Source organism: Mycobacterium sp. E3251 (assembly GCF_001666835.1).
Lineage (GTDB): Bacteria > Actinomycetota > Actinomycetes > Mycobacteriales > Mycobacteriaceae > Mycobacterium.
This window is the reverse complement of record NZ_LZJF01000200.1, coordinates 20,166-44,959: the sequence shown is the minus strand read 5'-3', so window position 1 is coordinate 44,959 and position 24,794 is coordinate 20,166. Positions and strand designations below refer to the sequence as shown.

Annotated in this window: 28 protein-coding genes; 16 read left to right on the top strand and 12 right to left on the bottom strand. The window is 67.6% G+C overall.

Annotated elements, in window-relative coordinates; genetic code table 11:
- The first annotated feature begins 3 nt into the window (after nt 1–3).
- Nucleotides 4–1,161: a cation:proton antiporter gene (locus A5697_RS25880; protein WP_068012597.1), complete on the top strand. Its 1,158-nt coding sequence runs from the start codon at nt 4–6 to the stop codon at nt 1,159–1,161.
- Between the two features lie 7 nt (nt 1,162–1,168).
- On the opposite strand, the gene A5697_RS25875 is transcribed toward A5697_RS25880, so the two are convergent.
- The gene (locus A5697_RS25875) at nt 1,169–1,711 is read right to left on the bottom strand and encodes an Rv3235 family protein (protein ID WP_197501118.1); all 543 of its coding nucleotides are present in this window, start codon (nt 1,709–1,711) and stop codon (nt 1,169–1,171) included.
- A 183-nt stretch (nt 1,712–1,894) separates the two neighbouring features.
- Between A5697_RS25875 and A5697_RS25870 the strand changes: the two genes are divergently transcribed.
- From A5697_RS25870 to A5697_RS25835, 8 genes are all read left to right on the top strand, one after another.
- Complete coding sequence (locus A5697_RS25870) at nt 1,895–3,316, top strand: wax ester/triacylglycerol synthase family O-acyltransferase (RefSeq protein WP_068012595.1); 1,422 nt, start codon at nt 1,895–1,897, stop codon at nt 3,314–3,316.
- 41 nt (nt 3,317–3,357) lie between these two features.
- Nucleotides 3,358–4,224, top strand: coding sequence for a polyphosphate kinase 2 (gene ppk2 / locus A5697_RS25865; protein WP_067947666.1), 867 nt, complete (start codon nt 3,358–3,360; stop codon nt 4,222–4,224).
- Nucleotides 4,225–4,257: 33 nt separating this feature from the next.
- Complete coding sequence (locus A5697_RS25860) at nt 4,258–4,737, top strand: hypothetical protein (RefSeq protein WP_067947667.1); 480 nt, start codon at nt 4,258–4,260, stop codon at nt 4,735–4,737.
- A gap of 94 nt (nt 4,738–4,831) precedes the next feature.
- Nucleotides 4,832–6,028, top strand: coding sequence for a ferredoxin reductase (locus A5697_RS25855; protein WP_369806153.1), 1,197 nt, complete (start codon nt 4,832–4,834; stop codon nt 6,026–6,028).
- 97 nt (nt 6,029–6,125) lie between these two features.
- A complete protein-coding gene (locus A5697_RS25850) occupies nt 6,126–7,421 on the top strand; it encodes a fatty acid desaturase (protein WP_067947669.1) in 1,296 nt (431 codons plus the stop codon).
- A 95-nt stretch (nt 7,422–7,516) separates the two neighbouring features.
- Complete coding sequence (locus tag A5697_RS25845; protein WP_082953598.1) at nt 7,517–8,581, top strand: AraC family transcriptional regulator; 1,065 nt, start codon at nt 7,517–7,519, stop codon at nt 8,579–8,581.
- A gap of 75 nt (nt 8,582–8,656) precedes the next feature.
- Entirely contained in the window at nt 8,657–10,159 is a 1,503-nt protein-coding gene (locus tag A5697_RS25840; protein ID WP_068012594.1) for an NAD(P)/FAD-dependent oxidoreductase, read from the top strand.
- Nucleotides 10,160–10,192: 33 nt separating this feature from the next.
- Nucleotides 10,193–10,729, top strand: a complete 537-nt coding sequence (locus tag A5697_RS25835) for a hypothetical protein (RefSeq protein ID WP_067947673.1) — start codon at nt 10,193–10,195, stop codon at nt 10,727–10,729.
- Between the two features lie 28 nt (nt 10,730–10,757).
- On the opposite strand, the gene A5697_RS25830 is transcribed toward A5697_RS25835, so the two are convergent.
- Entirely contained in the window at nt 10,758–11,258 is a 501-nt protein-coding gene (locus A5697_RS25830) for a nitroreductase/quinone reductase family protein (RefSeq protein WP_067947680.1), read from the bottom strand.
- A gap of 287 nt (nt 11,259–11,545) precedes the next feature.
- On the opposite strand from A5697_RS25830, the gene A5697_RS25825 reads away from it, so the two are divergent.
- The gene (locus tag A5697_RS25825) at nt 11,546–12,895 is read left to right on the top strand and encodes an NAD(P)/FAD-dependent oxidoreductase (protein ID WP_068012613.1); all 1,350 of its coding nucleotides are present in this window, start codon (nt 11,546–11,548) and stop codon (nt 12,893–12,895) included.
- A 42-nt stretch (nt 12,896–12,937) separates the two neighbouring features.
- Here A5697_RS25825 and A5697_RS25820 read toward each other — a convergent pair whose 3' ends face one another.
- From A5697_RS25820 to A5697_RS25810, 3 genes are read right to left on the bottom strand one after another with little or no spacing between them, the layout of a single operon-like run.
- Nucleotides 12,938–13,429, bottom strand: a complete 492-nt coding sequence (locus tag A5697_RS25820) for a DUF302 domain-containing protein (RefSeq protein ID WP_068012592.1) — start codon at nt 13,427–13,429, stop codon at nt 12,938–12,940.
- A gap of 5 nt (nt 13,430–13,434) precedes the next feature.
- Nucleotides 13,435–14,517, bottom strand: a complete 1,083-nt coding sequence (locus A5697_RS25815; protein WP_068012590.1) for an NmrA family NAD(P)-binding protein — start codon at nt 14,515–14,517, stop codon at nt 13,435–13,437.
- On the bottom strand, nt 14,517–15,689 hold the full coding sequence (locus A5697_RS25810; protein ID WP_068012588.1) for a thiolase family protein: 1,173 nt from the start codon (nt 15,687–15,689) through the stop codon (nt 14,517–14,519). Before A5697_RS25810 ends, A5697_RS25815 begins: the two co-directional genes overlap by 1 nt.
- A gap of 94 nt (nt 15,690–15,783) precedes the next feature.
- On the opposite strand from A5697_RS25810, the gene A5697_RS25805 reads away from it, so the two are divergent.
- Nucleotides 15,784–16,257, top strand: a complete 474-nt coding sequence (locus A5697_RS25805) for a helix-turn-helix domain-containing protein (protein WP_067947685.1) — start codon at nt 15,784–15,786, stop codon at nt 16,255–16,257.
- On the opposite strand, the gene rsgA is transcribed toward A5697_RS25805, so the two are convergent.
- Complete coding sequence (gene rsgA / locus A5697_RS25800; protein WP_068012586.1) at nt 16,244–17,224, bottom strand: ribosome small subunit-dependent GTPase A; 981 nt, start codon at nt 17,222–17,224, stop codon at nt 16,244–16,246. The two genes, A5697_RS25805 and rsgA, sit on opposite strands and share 14 nt — an antisense overlap.
- Nucleotides 17,221–18,504 carry a 3-phosphoshikimate 1-carboxyvinyltransferase gene (gene aroA / locus A5697_RS25795; protein WP_156673453.1) on the bottom strand — a complete coding sequence of 428 codons (1,284 nt, stop codon included), beginning with the start codon at nt 18,502–18,504 and terminating at the stop codon, nt 17,221–17,223. The genes rsgA and aroA overlap by 4 nt, the downstream gene beginning before the upstream one ends.
- A gap of 44 nt (nt 18,505–18,548) precedes the next feature.
- Here aroA and A5697_RS25790 point away from each other — a divergent pair, with 44 nt between their 5' ends.
- Complete coding sequence (locus A5697_RS25790; protein WP_068012584.1) at nt 18,549–19,310, top strand: SOS response-associated peptidase; 762 nt, start codon at nt 18,549–18,551, stop codon at nt 19,308–19,310.
- On the opposite strand, the gene A5697_RS25785 is transcribed toward A5697_RS25790, so the two are convergent.
- The 3 genes from A5697_RS25785 to A5697_RS25775 are packed head-to-tail and all read right to left on the bottom strand — an operon-like array spanning nt 19,307 to nt 20,958.
- Nucleotides 19,307–19,558, bottom strand: a complete 252-nt coding sequence (locus A5697_RS25785) for a hypothetical protein (RefSeq protein ID WP_067947732.1) — start codon at nt 19,556–19,558, stop codon at nt 19,307–19,309. The two genes, A5697_RS25790 and A5697_RS25785, sit on opposite strands and share 4 nt — an antisense overlap.
- Nucleotides 19,559–19,610: 52 nt before the next feature.
- Nucleotides 19,611–20,096 (bottom strand): aminoacyl-tRNA deacylase, encoded by a 486-nt coding sequence (locus tag A5697_RS25780; protein ID WP_068012582.1) that lies wholly within the window; start codon nt 20,094–20,096, stop codon nt 19,611–19,613.
- A 13-nt stretch (nt 20,097–20,109) separates the two neighbouring features.
- Entirely contained in the window at nt 20,110–20,958 is an 849-nt protein-coding gene (locus tag A5697_RS25775; RefSeq protein WP_067205464.1) for an NAD(P)-dependent oxidoreductase, read from the bottom strand.
- A 282-nt stretch (nt 20,959–21,240) separates the two neighbouring features.
- Here A5697_RS25775 and A5697_RS25770 point away from each other — a divergent pair, with 282 nt between their 5' ends.
- Together A5697_RS25770 and rsrA are read left to right on the top strand one after the other, a co-directional pair.
- Entirely contained in the window at nt 21,241–21,888 is a 648-nt protein-coding gene (locus A5697_RS25770; protein ID WP_197501120.1) for a sigma-70 family RNA polymerase sigma factor, read from the top strand.
- On the top strand, nt 21,885–22,187 hold the full coding sequence (rsrA, locus tag A5697_RS25765; protein ID WP_067947692.1) for a mycothiol system anti-sigma-R factor: 303 nt from the start codon (nt 21,885–21,887) through the stop codon (nt 22,185–22,187). The genes A5697_RS25770 and rsrA overlap by 4 nt, the downstream gene beginning before the upstream one ends.
- A gap of 6 nt (nt 22,188–22,193) precedes the next feature.
- Here the strand turns inward: rsrA and A5697_RS28835 are convergent, their stop codons facing one another.
- Entirely contained in the window at nt 22,194–22,268 is a 75-nt protein-coding gene (locus A5697_RS28835; RefSeq protein WP_011728008.1) for a 50S ribosomal protein bL37, read from the bottom strand.
- A gap of 195 nt (nt 22,269–22,463) precedes the next feature.
- Here A5697_RS28835 and A5697_RS25760 point away from each other — a divergent pair, with 195 nt between their 5' ends.
- Both A5697_RS25760 and A5697_RS25755 read left to right on the top strand, forming a co-directional pair.
- Nucleotides 22,464–22,679 carry a biotin/lipoyl-binding carrier protein gene (locus A5697_RS25760; protein ID WP_066956294.1) on the top strand — a complete coding sequence of 72 codons (216 nt, stop codon included), beginning with the start codon at nt 22,464–22,466 and terminating at the stop codon, nt 22,677–22,679.
- 57 nt (nt 22,680–22,736) lie between these two features.
- Nucleotides 22,737–24,236, top strand: coding sequence for a sensor histidine kinase (locus A5697_RS25755; protein WP_068012612.1), 1,500 nt, complete (start codon nt 22,737–22,739; stop codon nt 24,234–24,236).
- A gap of 57 nt (nt 24,237–24,293) precedes the next feature.
- Here the strand turns inward: A5697_RS25755 and whiB1 are convergent, their stop codons facing one another.
- Nucleotides 24,294–24,548: a transcriptional regulator WhiB1 gene (gene whiB1, locus A5697_RS25750; RefSeq protein ID WP_007168139.1), complete on the bottom strand. Its 255-nt coding sequence runs from the start codon at nt 24,546–24,548 to the stop codon at nt 24,294–24,296.
- Between the last annotated feature and the right edge of the window lie 246 nt (nt 24,549–24,794).

Here is a 24,794-nt window from a genome sequence, read left to right as displayed (position 1 = left end):
CCGGTGCAAGTTTCGTGGGCGCTGCTGTTACAACTCGGCGCCCTCCTGGCCACGCTGGCCGTAGTGGGCGCCATCGCACGCCGATTCGCCCTGTCTCCGATCCCGGTGTACCTGCTGGCGGGTTTGTCCCTGGGTAAGGGCGGGATCCTGCCGCTGGACGCCGGCGGCCAGTTCATCACCACGAGCGCGCCCATCGGCGTCGTGCTGCTGCTGCTCACCCTGGGCCTGGAGTTCTCCGCGGCCGAGTTCGCCGCCAGCCTCCGCCACCACCTGCCGTCGGCGGGTGTCGACGTCGTCCTCAACGCGGCGCCCGGTGCGATCGCCGGCTGGCTGCTGGGATTGGACGGCGTGGCGATCCTGTGCCTGGCCGGCGTCACCTACATCTCCTCCTCGGGTGTGATCGCGCGGCTGCTGGAGGACTTGCACCGGCTCGGTAACCGGGAGACGCCGGCGGTGCTCTCCGTGCTGGTCCTCGAGGACTTCGCGATGGCGGCCTACCTGCCCCTGTTCGCCGTCCTGGCATCCGGCGGCGGCTGGCTGCACGCCGTCGTCGGCATGGTGGTGGCGGTGGCCGCGCTGTTGGCGGCGTTCGCCGCGTCCTACCGCTGGGGCCACCACGTCGGCCGGCTGGTTGAGCACCCGGACTCCGAACAGCTGCTGCTGCGGGTGCTGGGCATCACCTTGATCGTGGCGGCGCTGGCCGAATCCCTGCACGCGTCGGCCGCGGTCGGCGCGTTTCTGGTGGGGCTGACGCTGACCGGGGAAACGGCGGACCGGGCCCGCCGGGTGCTGGGCCCGCTGCGGGATCTGTTCGCCGCCATCTTCTTTCTGGCGATCGGCTTTTCGGTCGATCCGCACGCGCTGGTCCCGATGCTTCCCGCGGCGCTGATCCTGGCCGCGGTCACCGCGTCGACCAAGGTGGCCACCGGGATCTTCGCCGCCCGGCGCGACGGCGTGGCGCGGCGCGGGCAACTGCGCGCGGGTACCGCGCTGGTCGCCAGGGGCGAATTCTCGCTGATCATCATCGGATTGGCAGGCACGTCCATTCCCGCGGTCGCCGCGCTGGCGACGGCGTACGTGTTCATCATGGCGATCGTCGGGCCGGTGCTGACCCGCTACACGGGCGGCCCGCTGGCGCCGACCGCCGGGCCCGCGCGCTGACGGGCGGTCAACCGATGTGCAGGGCCACCACAAGCCAGCCGGCGCCGGCGGGCGCCCGCTCGACGCGGCAGGCGATGGCGTGGATCCGGTTGCCGCGGCTGTACGAGCCGGAGACCTCGGCCGCGGCCTCCGGGTCCCGACCGGACGGCTGCAGGCGCAGCCGCCGAAGCACCGCCGCGCCCTGCCGACCGGCGGCCGCATGGCCCACCGAAACGACGGAATCCACCAGGCTTGGCGCCAGCAACGGGCGCAGCTGGGCGGCGGGGCGGCGGCGGTCGATGACCTCCAGCACGCGGCGCAGCGCCGCGTCGGCAAACACCGCCGCCTGCCGCATCGGCCCCGACAGCGCGGCCCGCGGCTCCTCGGGCGGCTGATTGCCGGGCGGGCAGGGCCGGTGCGGCGCGTGGGCGCTGCGCCGGCGCAACTGTGCGCGCGACGACGGCAGGCAGGAGGGAACGCTTCGTGGCACGTCTTGTGCCGGCGGCTCGTAGTCGACGACGGGCAGGACGGCGAACGCGCCGGGCGGACCCGCGACAGGACTGATGTTCAACGCGCACTCTCCAACTCTTCGGACAAACCGGGAGCCCGCTGGAGAGTGGCAGGCAGTGGTCATCATGGCACAACTCGGGCTCGCGCGTACCCGCGCTCGGACGCCGCCGGGCCGGACGATTACCGTGGGCGACAAATCTCCTTCAGCAACAGGGCGATCATTCGGTGAGGAGGACTGCGCCCTATGGTGACCCGGCTGTCCCCATCGGACGCGGCGTTTTTTCGCCTGGAAAACACCGCCACCCCGATGTACGTCGGATCACTGTCGATCCTGCGCCGGCCGCGCGCCGGACTGAGCTACGAGACGCTGCTGGCCACCGTCGAGCAGCGGCTGCCCCAAATTCCGCGCTATCGGCAAAAGGTCCGGGAGGTGCGGGTCGGGTCGGCCCGGCCGGTCTGGGTCGACGACGGCGACTTCGACATCACCTATCACGTCCGGCGCTCCGCCCTGCCCTCCCCGGGCAGCGACGAACAACTGCACGAGCTGATCGCGCGGCTGGCCGCCCGGCCGCTGGACAAGTCGCGGCCGCTGTGGGAGATGTATCTGGTCGAGGGCCTGTCCAAGAACCGGGTGGCCCTGTACACCAAGTCGCATCAAGCCGTCATCAACGGCATGACGGCGCTGGAAATCAATCACGTCATCGCCGATCGCACCAAGCGACCGCCGCCCTTTCCCGAAGACATCTGGGTGCCGGAACGCGACCCGGGTGACGCGCGGCTGATCTTCGGAGCCATCGGCGATTGGTTCGTGGGGCCGGGCACTCAGCTGCAGGCCGTCGGCTCGGCCATCGGCGGGCTGGTGACCAACAACGGCGAACTCGTCGCCGCCGGCCGGCGGATCCTCGATTTCGCGCGCACCGTGGCGCGCGGCACGGCCCCCAGCAGTCCGCTCAATGCGACCGTTTCGCGCCACCGGCGGTTCACGGTCGCGTGCGGCAACCTCGACGACTACCGCACCGTGCGCGCCCGGTACGACTGCGACGTCAACGACGTGGTGCTCGCGGTGATCGCCGGCGCCCTGGGCAGCTGGCTGATGTCACGCGGGGTGGCGGTGTCGCCGACCGCGACGGTGCGGGCCATGGCGCCGCTGTCCATCTACGCCGACGGTCAGCTCGATGCGACCGGGCCCGGTCAGGCCATCAGCCAGGTGATGCCGTTTCTGGTCGACCTGCCGGTGGGGGAGCCGAACGCGGTGGTGCGCCTCTCGCAGATCGCGCACGCCACCGAGTCGAACCCGACGGCCGCCCGCCTGGTGGACGCCAGGACCATCGTCACGCTGTCGGGTTTTGCGCCACCCACGTTGCACGCCATGGGCATCCGGGTCGCCACCAGCTTCCCCACCTTTTCCAGGCGGACGTTCAACCTGCTGATCACCAACGCGCCGGGGGCCCAGTCGCAGATGTACATCGCCGGCACCAAATTGCTCGAGACCTATGCCGTCCCGCCGCTGTTGCACAACCAGGCGCTGGCCATCAGCGTGACGTCGTACAACGGCATGCTGTATTTCGGCATCAATGCCGACCGCGAAGCGATGAGCGACGTCGAGCTGCTGCCGGGCCTGTTGAACCAATCGCTCGAGGAATTGCTGGAAGCTTCCCGGTCGTAGTCGGAGGTCAACCTTGCTGCCTGGATCTATCATCCGTTGATATGAGCATCGCGACCAAAGACGGCGAGTCCGCGAAGGCGCACAGCAAGAAGTCGGCTTCGCCGCCCGTGCGCAAGGTGCCCGACGAGATTTATCGAGCCGAATTGTTCCGGCTGCAAACGGAATTCGTCACGCTGCAGGAGTGGGTGCGGCACACCGGCGCCCGCGTCGTGGTCATCTTCGAGGGCCGCGACGGGGCGGGCAAGGGTGGAACCATCAAGCGGATCACCGAATACCTGAACCCGCGGGCCGTCCGCATCGCGGCGCTGCCCGCGCCGACGGAGCGCGAGCGCGGACAGTGGTACTACCAGCGCTATATCGCCCATCTGCCGGCCAAAGGGGAGATCGTGCTGTTCGATCGGTCGTGGTACAACCGCGCCGGTGTCGAGAAGGTGATGGGATTCTGCACGCCGCAGGAGTACGTGCTGTTTTTGCGGCAGACACCGATCTTCGAGCAGTTGCTGATCGACGAGGGGATCCTGCTCCGCAAATATTGGTTCTCGGTTTCCGAGGCCGAACAGCTGCGCCGCTTCAGGGCGCGGCTGAATGATCCTGTGCGGCAATGGAAATTGTCAACGATGGATCTGCAATCGGTTTACCGGTGGGAAGAATATTCGCGGGCCAAGGATGAGATGATGGTGCACACCGATACCTCGTTCAGCCCTTGGTATGTGGTGGAATCGGACATCAAGAAGCACGCGCGGCTGAACATGATGGCCCATTTGCTGTCGACGATCGACTACCACGAGGTGGAACGGCCGAAGATCAAACTTCCGAAACTTCCGCTGCCTGCCGTGAGTTACCAGCGCCCGCCGCGCGACCTGGCGACGTATGTCGACGACTTCGCGGCCACGTTGATCGGGGACTGAGCCATCCAGGTCTACATTCCGGCCACGCTGGCCATGTTGCAGGGCCTGGTGGCCGACGGCTCGTTGCGGCCCGTCAACGGCACCGCGTTCGCCCTGACGCCGACGTTGCGTGAGGCGTACGCCGAGGGCGACGACGACGAGCTCGCCGAGGTCGCGCTGCGCGAGGCGGCGCTGGCGTCGCTGCGCCTGCTGGCCGACACGGAAGCCGAAGGGGCGCCTGGATCCCTGCCGCCGCGGCGCGCGGTGCTGGCCGCCGAGGTGGGCGACGTCACCTTCCGTCCCGACCTCGACGACGCGGTGGTGAGACTCGGCGGGCCCGTCGCGCTGGCGGACGTGATCGCCGCGTACGTCGACAATGCGGATGCCGAGCCGGCCGTGACGAAGGCGATCGAGGCCATCGACGCCGCCGACCTGGGCGATGAGGACGCCGAACTGATTGTTGGCGACGCGCAGGACCATGACTTGGCGTGGTACGCCAACCAGGAGCTGCCGTTCCTGCTCGAGCTGCTGTAGGGGCGAAGGGTGGCGTGTTCTCGGCCACGATGCTAGCTACGCAACCGTAGGTTACGGTACCGTAGGTTTCGTGAGGCCTACCGAATCGACCACAATGGTCAGCGCAAGTAAGACGCCGCGTAGTGAGCAGGAGCCTCCCCTGGGCAGACGTAACCCATCGATCACGGGCAACGTCGTCGAAACCACGCGGCCAGTCGTCGCCGGCGCCGACCGGCACCCCGGTTGGCACGCGCTGCGCAAGCTGGCCGCCCGCATCACGACACCACTGTTGCCAGACGACTACCTGCATCTGGCCAATCCCCTGTGGTCGGCGCGGGAAGTGCGGGGCCGCATCCTCGAGGTGCGCCGCGAGACGGAGGATTCGGCGACCCTGGTGATCAAGCCGGGGTGGGGCTTCAACTTCGACTACCAGCCGGGTCAGTACATCGGGATCGGTCTGCTGATGGACGGACGCTGGCGCTGGCGGTCGTATTCGCTGACGTCCAGCCCCGCCGCGACGTCCGGGTCCGGCTCGGCGCGCACGGTGACCATCACGGTGAAGGCGATGCCCGAAGGGTTTCTGTCGTCGCACCTGGTGGCGGGCGTCGAGCGGGGGACCATCGTCCGGCTGGCCGCCCCGCAGGGCAACTTCGTGTTGCCCGACCCGGCGCCGTCATCGATCTTGTTCCTCACCGCCGGATCCGGGATCACGCCGGTAATGTCCATGCTGCGAACGCTGGTGCGCCGCAACCAGATTGGCGACATCGCGCACGTCCATTCGGCGCCGACGGAATCCGACGTGATGTTCCGGGCCGAGTTGGCCGCGCTGGCGGCCGACCATCCGGGCTATCGCCTACTGCTGCGGGAGACCCGTACCCAGGGCCGTCTCGACCTCGCCCGGCTCGACCACGACGTATCGGACTGGCGCGAACGGCACACCTGGGCCTGCGGGCCGGAGGGCATGCTGACCCAGGCCGAGAAGATCTGGTCGGCGGCGGGCATCGGTGACCGGCTGCACCTGGAACGGTTCGCCGTGTCCAAGGCCGCGCCGGCCGGCTCCGGCGGAACGGTCACCTTCGCCCGGAGCGATCGCGCCGTCGTCGCCGACGCGGCGACGTCGTTGATGGACGCGGGGGAGGGTGCAGGCGTGCAGATGCCCTTCGGCTGCCGAATGGGTATATGCCAGTCGTGCGTCGTCGGCCTGGTGGAGGGGCACGTCCGTGACCTGCGCACCGGCGCGGAACACGATCCGGGCACCCGGATTCAGACCTGCGTGTCCGCCGCTTCCGGCGATTGTGTGCTCGACATCTGAAGGCTACTCACAGGTAACCTACGGAATCGTAGGTTACGATAACGTAGGTCTGGACCTGGTTTAGGACGGACAAATCGACCGCAGGGAGAAAAAGACGATGGCGATCACCGACGTCGACGTATTCGCCCATTTGACGGACGCCGACATTGAAAACCTGGCCGTTGAGCTGGACGCCATCCGCCAGGACATTGAAGACTCTCGCGGCGCGCGCGACGCCCGCTACATCCGCCGCACGATCGCGGCCCAGCGCGCGCTGGAGGTGGCGGCCCGGCTGACGCTGGCCGCCAGCTCGAAGCGCTCGGCCTGGTGGGCCGGGACCGTCACGCTGGGCGTGGCCAAGATCATCGAAAACATGGAGATCGGCCACAACGTCATGCACGGCCAGTGGGACTGGATGAACGACCCGGAGATCCACTCCTCGACGTGGGAGTGGGACATGAGCGGGTCGTCGAAGCACTGGCGCTACACCCACAACTTCGTGCATCACAAGTACACGAACATCCTCGGGATGGACGACGACGTCGGCTACGGCTTGCTGCGCGTCACCCGGGACCAGCGCTGGAAGCGCTTCAACCTGTTCAACCTGGTCTACAACACCCTGCTTGCGCTGCTCTTCGAGTGGGGCGTCGGCCTGCAGCACGTGGAGCTCGGCAAGATCGTCAAGAAGCGGATGGAGCAGGACGACGCCCGCCAGCGGGTGGACGAGTTCCTGGCCAAGGCCGGCCGGCAGGTGGTCAAGGATTACGTCGCGTTCCCGGCGCTGACCGCGCTGTCACCCGGCGCCACCTACCGATCCACGCTGAAGGCCAACGCGGTCGCGAACATAATCCGCAACGTGTGGGCCAACGCCGTCATCTTCTGCGGCCATTTCCCCGATGGCGCAGAGAAATTCACCAAGACCGACATGATCGGCGAGACCAAGGGGCAGTGGTACCTGCGCCAGATGCTGGGCAGCGCCAACTTCGAGGCCGGGCCGGCGCTGCGGTTCATGAGCGGCAACCTGTCCCACCAGATCGAGCACCACCTGTTCCCGGACCTGCCGAGTAACCGGTATGCGGAGATCGCGGTGCGGGTGCGCGAGATCTGCGACAAGTACGACCTGCCCTACACCACCGGGTCGTTCCTGGTTCAGTACGGCAAGACGTGGCGCACGCTGGCCAAGCTGTCGCTGCCGAACAAGTACCTGCGCGCCGACGCCGACGACGCTCCGGAAACCCGCAGCGAGCGCATGTTCGCCGACCTGGAGCCCGGTTTCGCGGGCACCGACCCGGAGACCGGCCGGCGGCGCGGGCTGAAGACCGCCATCGCGACCGTGCGTGGCTGGCGGCGCGCCAAGCGTGCGCAGCGTGACGCGCAGCGCGCGGTCGGCGGCGCGGACGACCTGGCCGCCTAGCCTTTCCGCCGAGCGTGCACTGACGGCGAGATTTCGGGCTGATTCTCGCCGTCTGTGCACGTTCGGCGCTTCGGCCGTTCGCCATACTGGGACACGTGCAGGTGTTCGTCGGATCGCAGGTGTCGCACTGGGATTTTCCGCGTAGCACCGCCAGTGTCGCGTTGATGACCGAGTTCGGTTGCGAGAACGGCCTTGCCGTGACGGACCTGCTCGAGGGAACCGGCCTGACGCAGGCCGACCTGCACGACCACAACCGGATGATCGTCGGACGCCAGGAGCTGGCGGTCGTGACGAACCTGGTGAACCTGCTGGGGAACCCGGCCGACCTCGGGGTGCGGGTGGGCGCCAGCTATCACGTCGGGTCGTTGGGCATCTTCGGTTTCGCCTGCCTGACGAGTTCGACGCTGGGCGACGCCGTCCGGTTCGCCGCCCGGTTCTACGAGCTCAGCTACGGCTTCTGCCTGCCGACCGTCATGGTCGAGGGGGCGGTCGCGGCAATGCGGCTCGACCTGCCCGACTTGACCGGGCCGGTTGCGGAGTTTCTGGTGCGGCGTGACCTGGCGGCCATCGCCCGGGTCATGGCGGAGATGCTGGGCCGCCCGGTGCCGTTCACCTCGATCGAGTTCACGGGCCCGGCGCCCGCATCGGGAGACGCCTTGGCCCGCAAGGCATTCGGCGTGACACCCCGTTACGACTCGCCGGCCAACGTGGCGCGCTGGCCTGCCGCCCTGCTGGACAACCCCCTCCCGCAGGCCAGCGAGATGACCGTGGCCATGTGCGAGCAGCAGTGCCTGGCGCTGTTGGAACGCCGCCGGGAGCGGTCCGGTGTCGCCCGGCGGGTCCGCGACCGGCTGGCGTCGGTTGATGGCGAACCCCACACGATCGCGGCCGTCGCCCGGCAGCTGGCGATGAGCGAGCGGACGCTGCGGCGGCGGCTCGCCGAGGAAAACACGAGCTTTCGCGACCTGGTCGAAGAGGTGCACCGGGTGCTCGCCGAGGAGCTGTTGGCGACGGGCGCGCTGTCGGTCGACGACGTCGCGCTGCGGCTCGGTTACGCCGAGGCGACGAGCTTCATCGCCGCGTTCAAGCGGTGGACCGGCACCACACCCGCGCGCTATCAGCGTTCGGTCGCGCCGCGGGCCCGGCTGCAGACCGTCTGATCGTGGCCGGAATCATGGATTTGCCGACCGCAATCGGCTGTCGGCAAGGCGCAACGCGCCCCTAACTTTGGAGTCATGACTTCGACTCGTCCTCGCGTGCTGGTGATCGGGGCCGGCTTCGGCGGCCTGGCCGCCGCCTATGAGCTGTCCAGGGATGGTCTCGCCGACGTGACGGTGCTGGAGAAGGCCGACGACATCGGCGGCGTCTGGCGGGAGAACACCTACCCGGGCGCCGCCTGCGACGTCCCGTCGAACCTGTACTCCTACTCCTTCGCCCGGAAGTCCGACTGGGGCCGGCGATACGCGGAGCAGCCCGACATTCTCGGCTACATCCACGACACCGCCGACCGGTTCGGCCTTCGCGCCCTGGTGCGGACCGGGGTGGAGGTCACCTCGGCCCGCTACGACGACGGAACCGCCACGTGGCGGGTGGAGACCTCGACCGGCGACGTGTTCGAGGCCGACGTGCTGGTGCCCGCGGTCGGGCAGTTGTCGCGTCCGGCGCTGCCGAACATCCCGGGACTCGACACCTTCGCGGGCCCCTCGTTCCATTCCGCGCAGTGGCGCCATGACGTCGAATTGGCCGGCAAGCGCGTCGCCGTCCTGGGCACCGGCGCGTCGGCGATCCAATTCGTGCCGCGCATTCGCGAGACCGCCAAGCACGTGACCGTCTTTCAGCGGTCCGCCCCGTACATCATCCCCAAGCCGGATCGCGCCTACACCGACGCGCACCACGCCGCCTTCCGCACGGTGCCCGGCTTCGCCGCCGCCATGCGCGGGCTGATCTGGGAGATCTCGGAGTCCTTCGGCCTCGCGCTGACCAAAGCCGCCCCGCTCGCCCGGCTGGTGGGTGTCGCCGCGTCAGCAAACCTCAAGCGCCACATCAAAGATCCGGTGCTGCGAGCCAAGCTCACGCCCGACTACCCGATCGGCTGCAAGCGCGTGCTGTTCAGCAGCGACTGGTACCCGGCGCTGGCCTGCGACAACGTCGACGTCGAGACCGACACGATCACCGAGGTGACGCCCGCGGGTGTGCGCACCGCCGACGGCCAGGGTCACGAGGTCTTGCATGAGGTGGACGTCATCATCTATGGCACCGGATTCAAGGCCACCGAATTCCTCGCGCCGATGACGATCACCGGCCGCGACGGCCGGGACCTGCAGTCCGAGTGGGCCGCCGGGGCACGCGCCCATCTCGGTATGGCGGTCCCCGGCTTCCCGAACATGTTTCTGATCTACGGCCCGAACACCAACCTCGGCAGCAGCTCGATCATCCTGATGATGGAGCAGCAGGCCCGCTACATCCGCCAGATCACCGAAGAGCTCGCGCGCGGGGGTGTGGCCCGCGCGTTCGAGGTCCGGCGCGACGTGGAGCAGGCGTACGACGCGGAGATCCAGGCCCGCCTGGACGCCGGCGTCTGGACCAGCTGCGACTCCTGGTATCGCACCGCCTCCGGCCGGGTCACCACCAACTGGCCGGGGCTGGTGCACGAATACCAGCGCCGCACAAGGGCAGTGGCTTTCGCGGACTACGAAGTGGTGTTACCCGACCGCGCGGGCACGAAGGTCGGTGCGTGACCCGATTCGACGGCCGGGACTACGCTGGCAGACATGCTCGCAGCGTTTGGATTCGAAACCCTGGGCGTGGTTGTCGGGGACATGTTCTTTGTCGACCCGAACCCCAACGAGGGTCAGGAAACCCCGGAACGGGGAGTCAGGCTGGAACTGCGCCTCGTCGACCGGGATGAGCCGCACGGGTCGATTTACGCCGGCATTCCGATCGGTTTCAACCGGCCAGTGTGGCGGGTGGACCTGTTCGGCTCCACCGAGAGCCCGCCCGGGACGTTGGACCGCGCGCATCACCATCCCCGCTTCGACGGGTGGGAACCCGGCCGCCGGCATTTCGTTCCCGAGCTGTCCGCCGACCCGGTCGCCTGGCTGGCCGGTCAGCTGGCCGACCCGGCCGCCGTGCTGGCCCGGGCGGGCGTCGACCCGGACGAGGTTCCCGAGGCCGACAAGGCCGGGCTCGCCGCGGCGGCACCGGAGATCGTCGCCGCGGTCAAACGGATGCTCGACGGCGTGCGCGACGGGGCATTGGCGCCTGCGCCGCCCGAGCCAGTGGCGGCCGCCCGCACCGGCTGGCTCTGAGCTCTCGAGTTCGGTTGCCTAGCAACGGCTACCGGGAGTCTTCCGCGGAAAAGACGTCGATTGCCCGCACGGGCGTCAACATCACCAACGGGATCTGACGACTGGTTGACTTCTGATAGGTGAGGTACGGCGGATACAGGTGAGACATGTACGCCCACACCTGATGGCGTTCCTCGGCTTCGGGCTCGCGCCAGGTTGCCTCGAATGCTTGGGTCGCGATCTGGACGCCGATCGTGTTGCTCTGCACAACATTCAGGTACCACTCCGGATGCGTGTCGGCGCCTCCCTTGGATGCGACGACCACGATCTCGCCACCGACGTTGCCGTAGATCAACGGCCTGATATAGCTCTTGCCCGATTTGCGGCCCACACACCTGATCAGGCAGTGGGTGGTCAGTACCCGGCCCCCGACTGCGCTGACGTCCATGATGTGGCCCCGCGCGCCGCCGGAGGTCAGATACGTGTCGAGGTGCTCGCTGATCCAGTCACTGCGCGCCGCTCGGATCGATGCGGCGTCGGCGTCGCTCATGGATGACTCCTAGCGTTAACGAGGCGAAGGCCCTTGGATTGCGGTTCCGCCGCCGACTATGCCAGGCCGACCCGCCGACCATGCGCCGACCCGAACACCCTTTCCGGTCCTTACCCGTCCCAGCCTGACTGGACCGGCCACAGCGACAACGAGCATCGGAGCCCTGCGCCGATTGCGTCTCCGCCCCAGGTCTTCTCATGAAGATGTGACCGCCTCATCGGTAGACAGTGGTGGAGCGCGCTGCCAGTGTGGTGTTGGCGGGCAGTCGTGGGGGAGGGGCCAGCGACATGGGCAGTGAGCATGCATTGGTCTGCGGCGCGAGCATCGCTGGCCTGTTCGCTGCCAGGGTGTTGTCGGATTTCTATGGCACAGTCACCGTGGTCGAGCGTGACAAGTTGCCCGATGGCACATTTCAGCGGCGAGGGGTTTCACAAGGCCGCCATCTGCATCAGATGCTCAGCCGGGGTGTGCCGTACCTCGTTGACTTGTTTCCAGGCCTGGTAGAGGAACTCGAAGCGGCGGGTGCCATAGTCCTTGACAGTCCCGATGACCCTGGCCTGTTCCATCTGGGCGTCGGTGACATCGTGTTTTGCCGGTCGGGGAGGTTCACACGGTCCGAGGGCATGGTCGTGTTCTTGGCCAGCCGGCCGCTGCTGGAAGGACTTATTCGACGGCGGGTGCGCTCGATCGCAAATGTCACATTGATGGACGGGCATGAAGTGGCGGAGACGATGATCGACCCTACTGGCCAGGTCACGGGTGCAAGGGTGGTCGAACGTGAAACCGGCCAGGAACGTGTGCTGACGACCGACCTCGTCATCGACGCGACTGGTCGCTCCGCCCGCACCCCGGCGTTCTTGGAGGCCAATGGTTATCGAAGGCCCCCTGAACGCCGCTACACGATTGACCTGAGCTACTCAAGCCAATTCTTCCGCTTGGCACCTGGGGCGCTTGCCGAGCGAGCCGTGTTGGGAATTCCCACACTCGACAGTCCGGAGGGTTTCGGGTTGTTGCCTTACGAAGACGGAACCGCCATCGCCACGGTGATCGGTTTCGCTGGCAGGAAGACACCAACCGACCTGCCCGGGTTGCTTGATTCAGTTTCCTCCTCCATGCCGAACCATGTCTCTGCGGTCCTGCGCGCTGCGGAACCCATTGGCGAGGTCTCCACTCAGCGGTATCCCACCAGCGTTTGGCGTTGTTATCACAAGCTCCCCCGGTTTCCAAAGGGCTTGGTGGTCATGGGCGATGCCTTATGCAGCCTCAATCCCGTGTATGGCCAAGGTATGACCTCGTCGGCGTTGCAGGCAGCGGTGCTCCGAACATGCTTGACCGATGGTAATGAGGAGTTAGGCTTCCGCTTCTTTCGCGCCTCCGCCAGGAAGCTGTCACCGATGTGGTGGGCGAATCGGTTCTTCGATTTCGCCATCATCCCGTCAAATGATTGGCAGTCGACGCCAAAGAGATTCATCAGTCTCGGCATGCGCAAGCTTTACCTGGCGGCGGCCACCGACGTAGTAGTCACCGAGACGCTATTCAGACAAATGCAACTCCTCGGGCAGCCCACGGATCTTCTCCGGCCATCCCTGTTGCGCAGGGTGATCGCCGGCAACCGACTCAAGGCAACGCGCGCGTGACCGGGGTAGGGGCGCAATCCTTACTGTTATTAGACCGCGCTCTTAGGAGCCGCTGGTCACCTTTTCGGCGAGCGCAGCCAGCTTGGCGTCGAGTTGTTCCGCGGCGCTGAGCAATTCGGGATTGGGTTCGACGACCATCAGCGATGACGGTTTGACGTAGGTCAGGCTGCTTCCGGCCGGCTCGTCGGTGATCAGCACCTCGACGGGGGCGAATAGGCCCGCCGTCACGTCGTGGCGCAGCATCGTGATCGCGATCAGCGGGTTGCCGAGGATGACGCGGATCGCCTTGCGGTCGATGCCGGCCTTCGGGATCCACGCGCCGTGGTCGACGACACCGAACAGCATGAATCCGCTTGGCCCGACCTGGGGTTCGACGCGCTCCCGGTAGGACTCCCAGCTCTCGCTGGTCGTCGCGATGTCGTTGATCGGGACGGGGCGCTCGCCGATATCGTCGAGCAACGCGGCTAGCAGCTCGTCGAAGCTCTTGGCGCTCTCGTAGCGCACCCGCACGCCGTCGAATCGAATCTCGGTCATCGCACTCACAGCTTCCCTGTTCTTTGATCCTCGCCGATCTTGAGGATTGGAGTCCGGTTCTCCGGTTGAACCCGCTCCCACAGGCCGCCCTTGCCCAACGCCCGTCCCAACTGGTCTTCTCTGCGCAACCACTCCTCGGCGCTCCTGATCCGATTCGGGTGAATCTCGTCGAGCAGATCGTAATCGCGGTCGATGACCCCGTATTTCCACAGGTTCCAGAATCCCGTGAAGTTGTCGCGGATGTTCATGGTGCTCTTGTCATTTGGGTCGGCGTTGTACCCGGCTGGCGCATCCGCGGCCCTACTGAGAGGGCCTTTGCTCCAGTATGCGTCTAAATCGGTATCGATGTACCGCGCCGGATGCCCGGTGACCTTCTCGAACGCCGCGGCGAGATCCGCATAGGCGATGTGGTCGATCGCGGCTTCGAGATCCATGCCGTTCGCGCGCTCGGGATGGTCGAAGAGCCAGCGGACGAAATATCCGCAATCGTCAAGAGCTACATGGGGAACGGCACCCGCGCCGAGCGGAACCCGCCACGTCACGACACCGTCCTCGACGGCAGGCGTCATGGGTGTCCCGGGTGATATCACCATCTCGATGTACGGACCCGACGTGAAGACCGCCGCGCCCATCCGATCACCGTTCACCCGATTCTGGAACAGGATCCACTCACCCACCCGGCCCTTGCCGTCGTAGTGGCCGGTGCGGAAGCGGGAGTCGAATCCCGACTTCTTGAGCCCATAGTCGAGGTTCCCGTAGACGAAGAATTTGACTCCTTCTTCGATGGCTATCTCGTAACTGCGGATAGCCCAATACATCTCGGTTTTCTCGCCCGTGTTGAACCCGTCGATGTTGACGAATGCTCCGTCGCAACCGCGAAATCCCACCCGCAGGACCGCCTCGTCGGCGAACGAGCCTTCCAGGACGGACACGTTGTCGAGGGCGAGGAGGTCCTCCGCTCTTCGCGAGGCGGGGTCGCGGCTTAGGAATCGCACCGAGTACTTCTGGTCGGAGACCAGGGCACGAATGACAGGAATGCCCTGGGCTCCGGTGCCGCCGATGACGAAGATTCCCGAGACGGGGGACATCACAACCGCTCGATGATGGTCGCGTTTGCCATGCCGCCGCCCTCGCACATCGTCTGCAGCCCATACCGCCCGCCGCGCTGTTCCAAAGCGTTGACCAGGGTCGTCATGATGCGGGCGCCGCTGGCGCCCAGCGGATGACCGATCGCGATGGCGCCGCCGTTGACGTTGGTCTTCGCCAGGTCGGCGCCGGTGTCCTGCGCCCAGGCCAGCACCACGGGTGCGAACGCCTCGTTGACCTCGAACAGGTCGATGTCGGCCAGCGTCAGCCCGGCGCGGTGCAGCACCTTCTCGGTGGCGGGGATGACCCCGGTCAGCATGTAGAGCGGGTCGGAGCCCACCACGGTGGTGGTGTGGATGCGGGCCAGCGGACGCAGGCCGAGTTTCTTGGCGGTTTCGCTGGTGGTGATCATGACCGCGGCGCTGCCGTCGGAGAGCGGCGAGGAGTTGCCCGCCGTGATCGACCAATTGATCTGCGGGAAGCGGTCTTTCATCGCTTCGCTGTAGAACGCCGGCGGCAAGCCGGCCAGCGTCTCGACCGTCGTGCCCGGCCGGATGAATTCGTCGGTGGACAGGCCGGCGATCGGGATCAGCTCATTGTCGAACAGCCCGTCCTTGGTGGCGCGGGCGGCCTTGTCGTGGCTGCCGGCGGAGAACTCGTCGAGCTGGGTGCGCGAGAAGTCCCACCGCGCGGCGATCAGTTCGGCGCTGATGCCCTGCGGCACCAGGCCATCGGGATAGCGCCGGGTCATGTCGTTGCCGAAGGGATTGCTGCCCGGCAGCACCGAGGTGCCCATTGGGACGCGGCCCATGGATTCCACGCCGGCGGCGACGACGACGTCGTAGGCGCCGGAAAGCACGCCCTGGGCGGCGAAGCTGATGGCCTGCTGGCTGCTGCCGCACTGCCGGTCGATCGTGACGCCGGGAACCGACTCGGGGAAGCCGGCGCCCAGCAACGCGTTGCGGGCGATGTTGACCGCCTGGTCGCCGACCTGGGCGACGGCACCGGCGATGACGTCGTCGATCTGCGCGGGGTCCACCCCGGTGCGTGCCACTACTTCGCGCAGGCTGTGCGCGAGCAGGTCGGCGGGCAGCACATCGTGCAGCGCGCCGGTGGGCTTGCCCTTGCCGATCGGGGTGCGGACGGCTCCGACGATGACGGCGTCGCGGTTCATGGCTCCTCCGTGAGTCCCACCATCTAGGTATAGATCGCTGTACTCAGATAAACATCTAGGTACACTAAAAGCAACCCAGCCCGGGAGGTGATCTATGACACTGCTGCAAGGACCGCTGGCCGACCGCGACGCCTGGTCGGCCGTGGGCCAGTGCGCGATCGAGAAGACGATGGGGGTGGTGGGCACGAAGTCCGCGATGCTCATCATGCGCGAGGCGTACTACGGCACAACGCGCTTCGATGACTTCGCCCGCCGGGTGGGCATCACCAAGGCCGCCACCTCGGCGCGGCTGTCCGAACTGGTCGAGCTCGGGCTGCTGAAGCGGCAGCCGTACCACGAGCCCGGGCAGCGGCGTCGGGAAGAGTATGTGCTCACCGAGGCCGGCATCGACTTCATGCCGGTGGTGTGGTCGATGTTCGAGTGGGGCCGGCGCCATTTGCCGGGGCACAATCGCCTCCGGCTCACCCATCTCGGCTGTGGCGCCGAGGCGAGCGTCGAAATCCGTTGCGCCCAAGGCCATAAGGTGCCGCCCGACGAACTCGGCATGCGGCTGGCTAAGTCTGGTTGAGCGCCTTCAGCAGCCGCCGGGCCGCGGCCACGCGGCGGGCGGCGGGGCCGGACAGGGTGTCGAGCGCGCATTCGGGGTCGGCCGGCGGCCCCATGTGTCCGCAGCCGCGGGGGCAGTCCTCGATCGCACCGGCCAGATCCGAGAAGGCCATCAGCACGTCGTCGGGCTCGATGTGCGCCAGCCCGAAAGAGCGGATGCCCGGGGTGTCGATCACCCAGCCGGAGGTCGCCAGGGGCAGCGCGACCGATTGTGTGGAGGTGTGCCGTCCGCGGCCGATGTCGGTGACCTCGCCGACGGCCCGTTCCGCCTCGGGGACAAGGCGATTCACCAACGTGGATTTGCCGACCCCGGAATGCCCCAGCAGCACGGTGATCTTGCCGGCCAGCAGGTCGGCGACCGCGAGCAGCGGATCGTCGCGGCCCGCGACCACCACCGTCAAGTCCAGGTCCACGAAATGCGACGCGAACGGCTCCGGCGGGGCGAGGTCGGTCTTGGTCAGGCACAGAATCGGCTTCAACCCGCCGGCGAAGGCCGCGATGAGCGCCCGGTCGACCAGGCCGGTGCGCGGCGGCGGGTCGGCCAGCGCCACCACGATCAACAGCTGGTTGGCGTTGGCGACCACCACGCGTTCGGTCGGATCGGTGTCATCGGCCGTGCGCCGCAACACCGTTCGCCGTTCCCCGCGCCGCACGATGCGCGCCAGGGTGTCCAGCCGCCCGGACAGATCGCCGACCACATCGACGTCGTCACCGACCACGATCGGGGTGCGGCCCAGTTCCCGGGCCCGCATCGCCGTGACCCGGCGATCGGGGTCCCCGCCCAGCACGCATCCCCAACGGCCGCGATCGACGCTGACCACCATCGCGGCCTCGGCGTCGGCGTGCTCGGGACGAGTCTTGGTGCGCGGTCGCGAGCCCCTTCCGGAGCGGACCTTGACGTCGGACTCGTCGTAATCGCCGGGCCTCAAATATCGGACCCCAGCATCTGCGCCCACAGCCGCGGAAACTCCGGCAGCGTCTTGGAAGTGGACCCGATGTCGTCCACCTGAACGCCGGGCACCCGCAGCCCGACGATCGCGCCCGCCATCGCCATCCGGTGGTCGGCGTAGGCGCGCCAGACGCCGGCGCGCAGCGGTGTCGCGGTGATCACCAGGCCGTCGGCGGTTTCGGTGCAGTCGCCGCCCAGGCGATTGATCTCGGCGCTCAGCGCGGCGAGCCGGTCGGTCTCGTGGCCGCGCAGGTGGCCGATGCCGGAGAGGCGGGACACGGACCCCGGCTTGGCCAGCGCGGCCAGCGCCGCCACCGCCGGGGTCAGCTCGCCGACGGCGCGCAGGTCGACGTCAAAGCCGTCGTAGTCGGCGGACCCCTGCACTTCGAGGAACGAATCGCCTTGGGTGACAACGGCGTTCAGCTTGCCCAACACGGTCAGGATGTTGTCGGCGGGTTGCACGCTGGCCGCCGGCCAGCCGGTGATGCGCACCGTTCCGCCGCTGACCACGGCCGCCGCCAGGAACGGAACGGCGTTCGTCAGATCGGGTTCCACCTCCCAGTGCCGCGCCGCGACCGGGCCGGGGCGCACCCGCCAGCGGTTGGGCTCCGAGTCGTCGACGTCGACCCCGGCCTGCCGCAGCATCACCACGGTCATCGCGATGTGCGGCGCCGACGGCAGCGTCGCGCCGGTGTGCTGCACGGTCAGGCCGTCGGTGAACGACGCCGCGCACAGCAGCAGCCCCGACACGAACTGCGACGACGCCGAGGCGTCGATGGCCACGGTGCCCCCGGCGACCGAGCCGCCGCCGTGCACCCGGAAGGGCAGACCCGCGCCCTCGATCGGCACGCCCAGGCCGCGCAGCGCGTCGAGCAGCGGCGCGATCGGCCGCACCCGGGCCTGCTCGTCCCCGTCGAACTCGACCACCGCTTCGGCCAGCGCCGCCAGCGGCGGGACGAACCGCAGGACCGTGCCGGCCAGCCCGCAATCCACGCGCGCGTCGGGCCCGGGAGCGATCCGTCCGCTCACCGTCAGCTCGGAGCCGGTGCCCTCGACGCGCAGGCCCAGGGTGCGCAGCGCGCCGATCATCAGGTCGGTGTCCCGGCTGCGCAGCGCCCCGCTGATTGTCGGGGTGCCATTACCCTGCGCGGCCGCCAGCGCCGCCAGCACCAGCGCCCGATTGGTCTGCGACTTCGAGCCCGGAACGGTCACGGTCGCGTGCACCGGATTCGGCGCGCTGGGGGCCGTCCACATACTCACCGGTCCATCATTGCGTGTCACCGCGTTCTGCCACCATGGGAGTTATGTGTGGACGGTTCGCGGTCACCACCGATCCGGCGCTGCTGGCCCAGAAGATCAAGGCGATCGACGAGGCCACCGGCGCGTCCGAGAGTGCCGGGGCGCCCAACTACAACGTGGCCCCCACCTCGACCATCGCGACCGTCGTGAGCCGGCACACCGACCCCGACGACCAGCCCACCCGTCGGGTGCGGCTCATGCGCTGGGGCCTGGTGCCCCCCTGGGCCAAGGCCGGTTCCGACGGGGCGCCGGAAACCAAGGGCCCGATGCTGATCAACGCCCGCGCGGACAAGGTCACCACCTCGCCCGCCTTCCGGTCGAGCGCCAAGTCGAAGCGGTGCCTGATCCCGATGGACGGCTACTACGAATGGCGGGTCAACGACGCCGTCGCGGGCAAGAAGTCCCGCAAGACGCCGTTCTTCATGTACCGCGAGGATGGCGAACCGCTGTTCATGGCCGGGCTGTGGTCGGTCTGGAAACCGGCCAAAGACGCTCAGCCACTGCTGAGTTGCACGATCATCACCACCGACGCGCCCGGCGAGCTGGCGGAGATCCACGACCGGATGCCGTTGGTGGTCCCGGAGCGGGAGTGGGACCGCTGGCTGGACCCGGACGCCCCGGTCGACGAGAAGCTGCTGGCTCACGCGCCCGACGTGCGCGGCATCCGGATGCGCGAGGTGTCGACGCTGGTCAACAACGTCCGCAACAACGGGCCCCAGCTACTAGAGCCGGCCGGACCGGAGCCCGAGCAGGCGACCTTGCTTTAGTTGCTGAGAACCAGCTTCCAGTTGCCGTTGACGTTGCGATCCGGCACGCACCAGAAGTTGTTCCAGTTTCCCGGGGTTGACGCCTTCACGCCCGGCCCCGCGTCCTGGCAAGCGGCCCGGGTCGGGTAGTTGCCCTCGGTTTGGATCGTGTCGGCGTTGCCGGTGCCCACGCCGATCGTCATCAGTCCGGAGAAAGCCAGCACACCGGCGGCGACCATCGTCGCGCCGCGGGATCGCTTCGTCGTCATGGCGCGAGCGTAATGCCACGACCAGGAATCGGTCCCGGTTTTCGCCATGCCGCTACGCCCGGATGTGGGCGGTGATCGCGCCGGTCAACCGGATCAGGTCCCGCGGTGAAACCCCGACGTCCCAGCCGCGCCGGCCGGCGCTGCAGTACACCCGATCCCAGGCCAGGGCGCCCGCATCCACGACGGTCGGCAGGGACCTGCGCTGCCCGAACGGCGACACGGCGCCGACGACGTAACCGGTGGCGCGCTCGGCGGCGGCGGCCTCGGCCATGCCGGCCTTGACCACCCCCAGCGCCGCGGCGGACGCTTTGAGCGAGAGCCGGTCCGGCACCGGCAGTATCGCGACCGCGAGCCCGCCCGGCACCGCGACGACAAGGGTCTTGTAGATCTGCCCGGGCGCGATGCCGCGCTCGGTCAGCGCGTGCACCGCTTCGTCACCGAACGAACGTTCCCGCCGATCGTGGTCGAAGGTGACAACCTCATGCGGCACACCGGCTTTCGTCAACGCGGTCAGCGCGGGCGTGGCGGCGCGAGCCACGACAAGGGCCCGACTAGGGCCCGGAGTATCCCGGCGGGTTGACGCCGTCCACCCAGAAGTCGACGCCGAGCTGCCCGCCCGGCACGCAGTTGTAGACCGACAGGTCGGTGACGCCGGACTCCACCAGCACGTCCTCGCACAGCAGGGTGTTCCCGGTGTATTCGCGGGCGGGCTTGTTGAGGATGACGTACGCCGCGTCGGAGTACACCTCGGGCTTGCGGGCGCGTCCCATCGCCTCGTCGCCGCCGAGCAGGTTCTGCACCGCGGCGGTGGCCACCAGCGTGCGCGGCCACAACGTGTTGGACGCGATGCCCGCCTCGCGCATCTCCTCGGCGATTCCCAGCGCGCACAGCGTCATGCCGAACTTGGCCATCATGTACGCGGTCGGCTTCAGCCACTCCTTGCCGAGCAGCACGGGCGGCGACAGCGTCAAGATGTGCGGGTTCTGGGCGGCCTTCAGGTGCGGGATGCAGGCCTGCGAGACGGCATAGGTGCCCCGCACCTGGATGCCGTTCATCAGGTCGAACCGCTTCATCGGCACCTCGGTGATGGACCCCAAATTGATGGCGGACGCGTTGTTGACGCAGATGTCGATGCCGCCGAACTGCTCGACGGTCTTGGCCACCGCCGACTCGACCGACTCCGGGTCGCGGACGTCCCCGACGATCGGCAGGGCCGCACCGCCGGCCTCCTCGAGCTCTTTGGCGGCGGTGTACACCGTGCCCGGCAGCTTCGGGTGCGGCTCGGCGGTCTTGGCGATCAGGGCGATGTTGGCGCCGTCTTGTGCGGCGCGTTTGGCGATCGCCAGGCCGATTCCGCGGCTGGCGCCGGAGATGAACATGGTCTTGCCGTTGAGGGACATGGCGTCACATTAACGTCCTGCCGGCACGGGCCGGCTGGGGCCCGGAAATAGCGCGTCGGTTAACGCTGTTAAACGAGGCGGTCTCTGATGTTATGTGGGCGCACCCGGGCAGACACTGTCGGTGGCAGCCTCTAGATTGGGAGGAGCGGTTTGGTGTCAGCGGCGACGAGCCTGTTGGACAGTCCAACGGGTGCCGAGCAGTTGGCTTGCTTTCTGGCAAGCTCGGCGGCGCTTTCAGTGCTGCCCGGCGACACCGCAGCAGAAGGGACCGGGGTACTCGACATGGCCGACACGGACGGCGCAACAGCACAGGAGATTCCCGATCCTGCCCCGCCGGAGACGGACGCCGAACTGATGGCGCGCTTCGAGCGCGACGCGATTCCGCTGCTCGACCAGCTCTACGGCGGTGCGCTGCGCATGACGCGCAATCCCGCCGACGCCGAGGACCTGCTGCAAGAGACGGTGGTGAAGGCCTACGCGGGGTTTCGCTCGTTTCGGGCCGGCACCAACCTCAAGGCCTGGCTGTACCGCATTCTGACCAACACCTACATCAACAGCTACCGCAAGAGGCAGCGCCAACCGGCCGAATACCCGACCGAAGAGATCACCGATTGGCAGCTGGCTTCCAACGCCGAGCACTCGTCCACCGGGCTGCGCTCGGCCGAGGTCGAGGCGCTCGAGGCGCTGCCCGACAACGAGATCAAGGAAGCGCTGCAGGCGTTGCCGGAAGAGTTCCGGATGGCCGTCTACTACGCCGACGTCGAGGGATTTCCGTACAAGGAAATCGCAGAGATCATGGACACGCCCATCGGGACGGTAATGTCACGGCTGCACCGCGGCCGGCGTCAACTGCGTGGGCTGCTGGCTGACGTGGCCAAGGAGCGGGGCTTCAACCGCGGCCACCAGGCGCACGAGGAGGTGTCGTCATGAGCGAGCTTTCCGGCCCCAGCGACACCTGCCCGAACGACGACGACCACGGCGCGGTCGGCTGTGCCGAGGTCATCCGCCAGGTTTGGCTCCTGCTCGACGGCGAATGCACCCCGGAGTCCCGGGACCAGCTGCGCCGCCACCTCGAGGCGTGCCCCGGTTGCTTCAAGCACTACGGCCTCGAGGAGCGGATCAAGGCGCTGATCGCCACCAAGTGCAAAGGCGAGAAGGCCCCCGAGGGCCTGCGCGAGCGGCTACGGCTGGAGATCCGCCGGACCACCATCATCCGCGAGACGCAGTAGCGGTCCTCAGGCGTTGGGCCGCTTGCCGTGGTTGGCTTTGCTGTGCTTGCGGTCGCGCTTCTTACGGCCACGCTTGGCCATGGGTCGAACCTCCATTGATGTGGTCATTGATCCGGGCGCCCGGCGCCCGTCAGCCCACAGTCTCTCATGAAAGACCCGCGCGGCCACAACGCCCCGTGCGCCGCGGTCCCGACCCCTCCTATGGTTCGATGTACGTGAGCCTGACGGATGGACCAGCAGCCAGCCTGCGCAATGGCCGAAACGAGTGGGGTGAAGATGGCCGAGGATGTGCGCGCCGAGATCGTGGCCAGCGTGCTCGAAGTCGTAGTGAACGAGGGTGACCAGATCGGCAAAGGCGACATCGTGGTGCTGCTGGAGTCGATGAAGATGGAGATTCCCGTCTTGGCTGAGGTCGACGGCACCATCAGCAAGGTGAGCGTCGCGGTGGGCGATGTCATCCAGGCGGGCGACCTCATTGCTGTGATCAGCTAGCCCGGGAAAAGTTGGACCGTTCTGTCTGCTGCCGGGGAATGGCCCGGGGAGTGAGTGATGTCGACTCTCGGTGATCTGCTTGCCGAACACACCGTGCTGCCGGGCAATGCGGTGGACCACCTGCACGCGGTCGTGGGGGAGTGGCAGCTGCTGGCGGACCTGTCGTTCGCCGACTACCTGATGTGGGTTCGTCGCGACGACGGCATGTTGGTGTGTGTGGCGCAGTGCCGGCCGAACACCGCCCCCACGGTGCTCGTCACCGACTCGGTGGGCAGTGTCGTCGCCGCCGACCAGCTGGCGCTCGTCGCCGAGACCTTCGACTCCGGCACCGCGCAGCGGGATGGCGATGCGGGCCAACAGGATTCGTGGCTGCCCGGCCCGCACGTCGAGGCGTCACCGGTGCGGTACGGCGGCCAGGTGGTGGCCGTTCTCACCCGGCATCAGACGGCCGTCGCGGCCGACCGCACGTCCGGCCAGCTGGAGACGGCATACCGGGAATGCGCCGGCGATCTGGTTCACATGCTCGCCGACGGCACCTTCCCCGATGTGGGCGACGTGGTCATGTCCCGCTCCACCCCGCGGGCGGGCGATGGCTTCATCCGATTGGACGTCAACGGCGTCGTGGCCTACGCCAGCCCCAACGCGGTGTCGGCCTACCACCGGATGGGTCTGACCTCCGAGCTGGAGGGCCGCAACCTGGTCAAGGTGACCCGGCCGCTGGTCTCGGACCCCTTCGAGGCGCAGGAGCTGGCCGAGCACGTGCTCGACCTGCTGGCCGGCGGCAAGAGCATGCGCATGGAGGTCGACGCGGGCGGTGCCACGGTGCTGCTGCGGACGCTCCCGTTGGTGGTCGACGGTGCTAGCGCCGGTGCCGCCGTGCTGATCCGCGACGTCACCGAGGTGAAGCGGCGCGACCGGGCCCTGATCTCCAAGGACGCCACGATCCGGGAGATCCACCACCGGGTGAAGAACAACCTGCAGACCGTGGCGGCGCTGCTGCGCCTGCAGGCCCGCCGGACGGTCAACGCCGAAGGGCGCGAAGCCCTGATCGAGTCGGTGCGCCGGGTCTCGTCCATCGCGCTGGTGCACGACGCGCTGTCGATGTCCGTCGACGAACAGGTCAACCTCGACGAGGTCATCGACCGGATCCTGCCGATCATGAACGACGTGGCGTCGGTCGACCGGCCCATCCGGATCAACCGGGTCGGCGACCTCGGCGTGCTGGACTCCGACCGGGCGACAGCCCTGATCATGGTGATCACCGAACTGGTTCAGAACGCGATCGAGCACGCATTCGACCCGGCGGTCGAAGAGGGATCGGTGACCATCCGCGCCGAGCGTTCGGCGCGCTGGCTTGACGTCGTTGTCCACGACGACGGGCGCGGGCTGCCGGAAGGCTTCAGCCTGGAGACGTCCGACAGCCTGGGTCTGCAGATCGTGCGGACGCTGGTGTCGGCGGAGCTCGACGGCACGTTGGGCATGCGCCAGGCCCCGGCCCGCGGCACCGACGTGGTGTTGCGGGTGCCGATCGGCCGGCGGGCCCGACTGGTCATCTAGGCACACAACAGTGCGGCCCCGACTTTCGTCGAGGCCGCACTGTTTGCTCTAACTGAGTCAGACTCCGCTACGGGCCTTCGTCCGGGCATTGCGACGCTTGAGTGCGCGCCGCTCGTCTTCGCTCATGCCGCCCCAGACGCCCGAGTCCTGGCCGGTGTTCAGGGCCCAGGACAGGCAATCCGTGGTCACCGGGCACCGATTGCAGACCAGTTTCGCGTCAGCGATCTGCGCGAGCGCCGGGCCGCTGTTCCCTACCGGGAAGAACAGCTCCGGGTCTTCGTCGCGACAGACCGCCTTGTGGCGCCAATCCATACGTTGTTACTCCTCACTGAGTGCGCAGCAAGGCGCACGGCCAATTTTCTTCGGCTGTTAACGCGTGCACAAGAAAAGGGTCCGTACCCCTATCTAAATTTCTGCATGCAACCTTTTGATCGTTTCACAGGCCCAACAGATGTCAATAGCCCCGAGTTCGCTCGTGGGCTATCTCACTTTGATCGTTCCGTAGTCGGGCCATTACTCCGTTGTACTACACTGACTGGCCACTCTCCGGGAAAATCT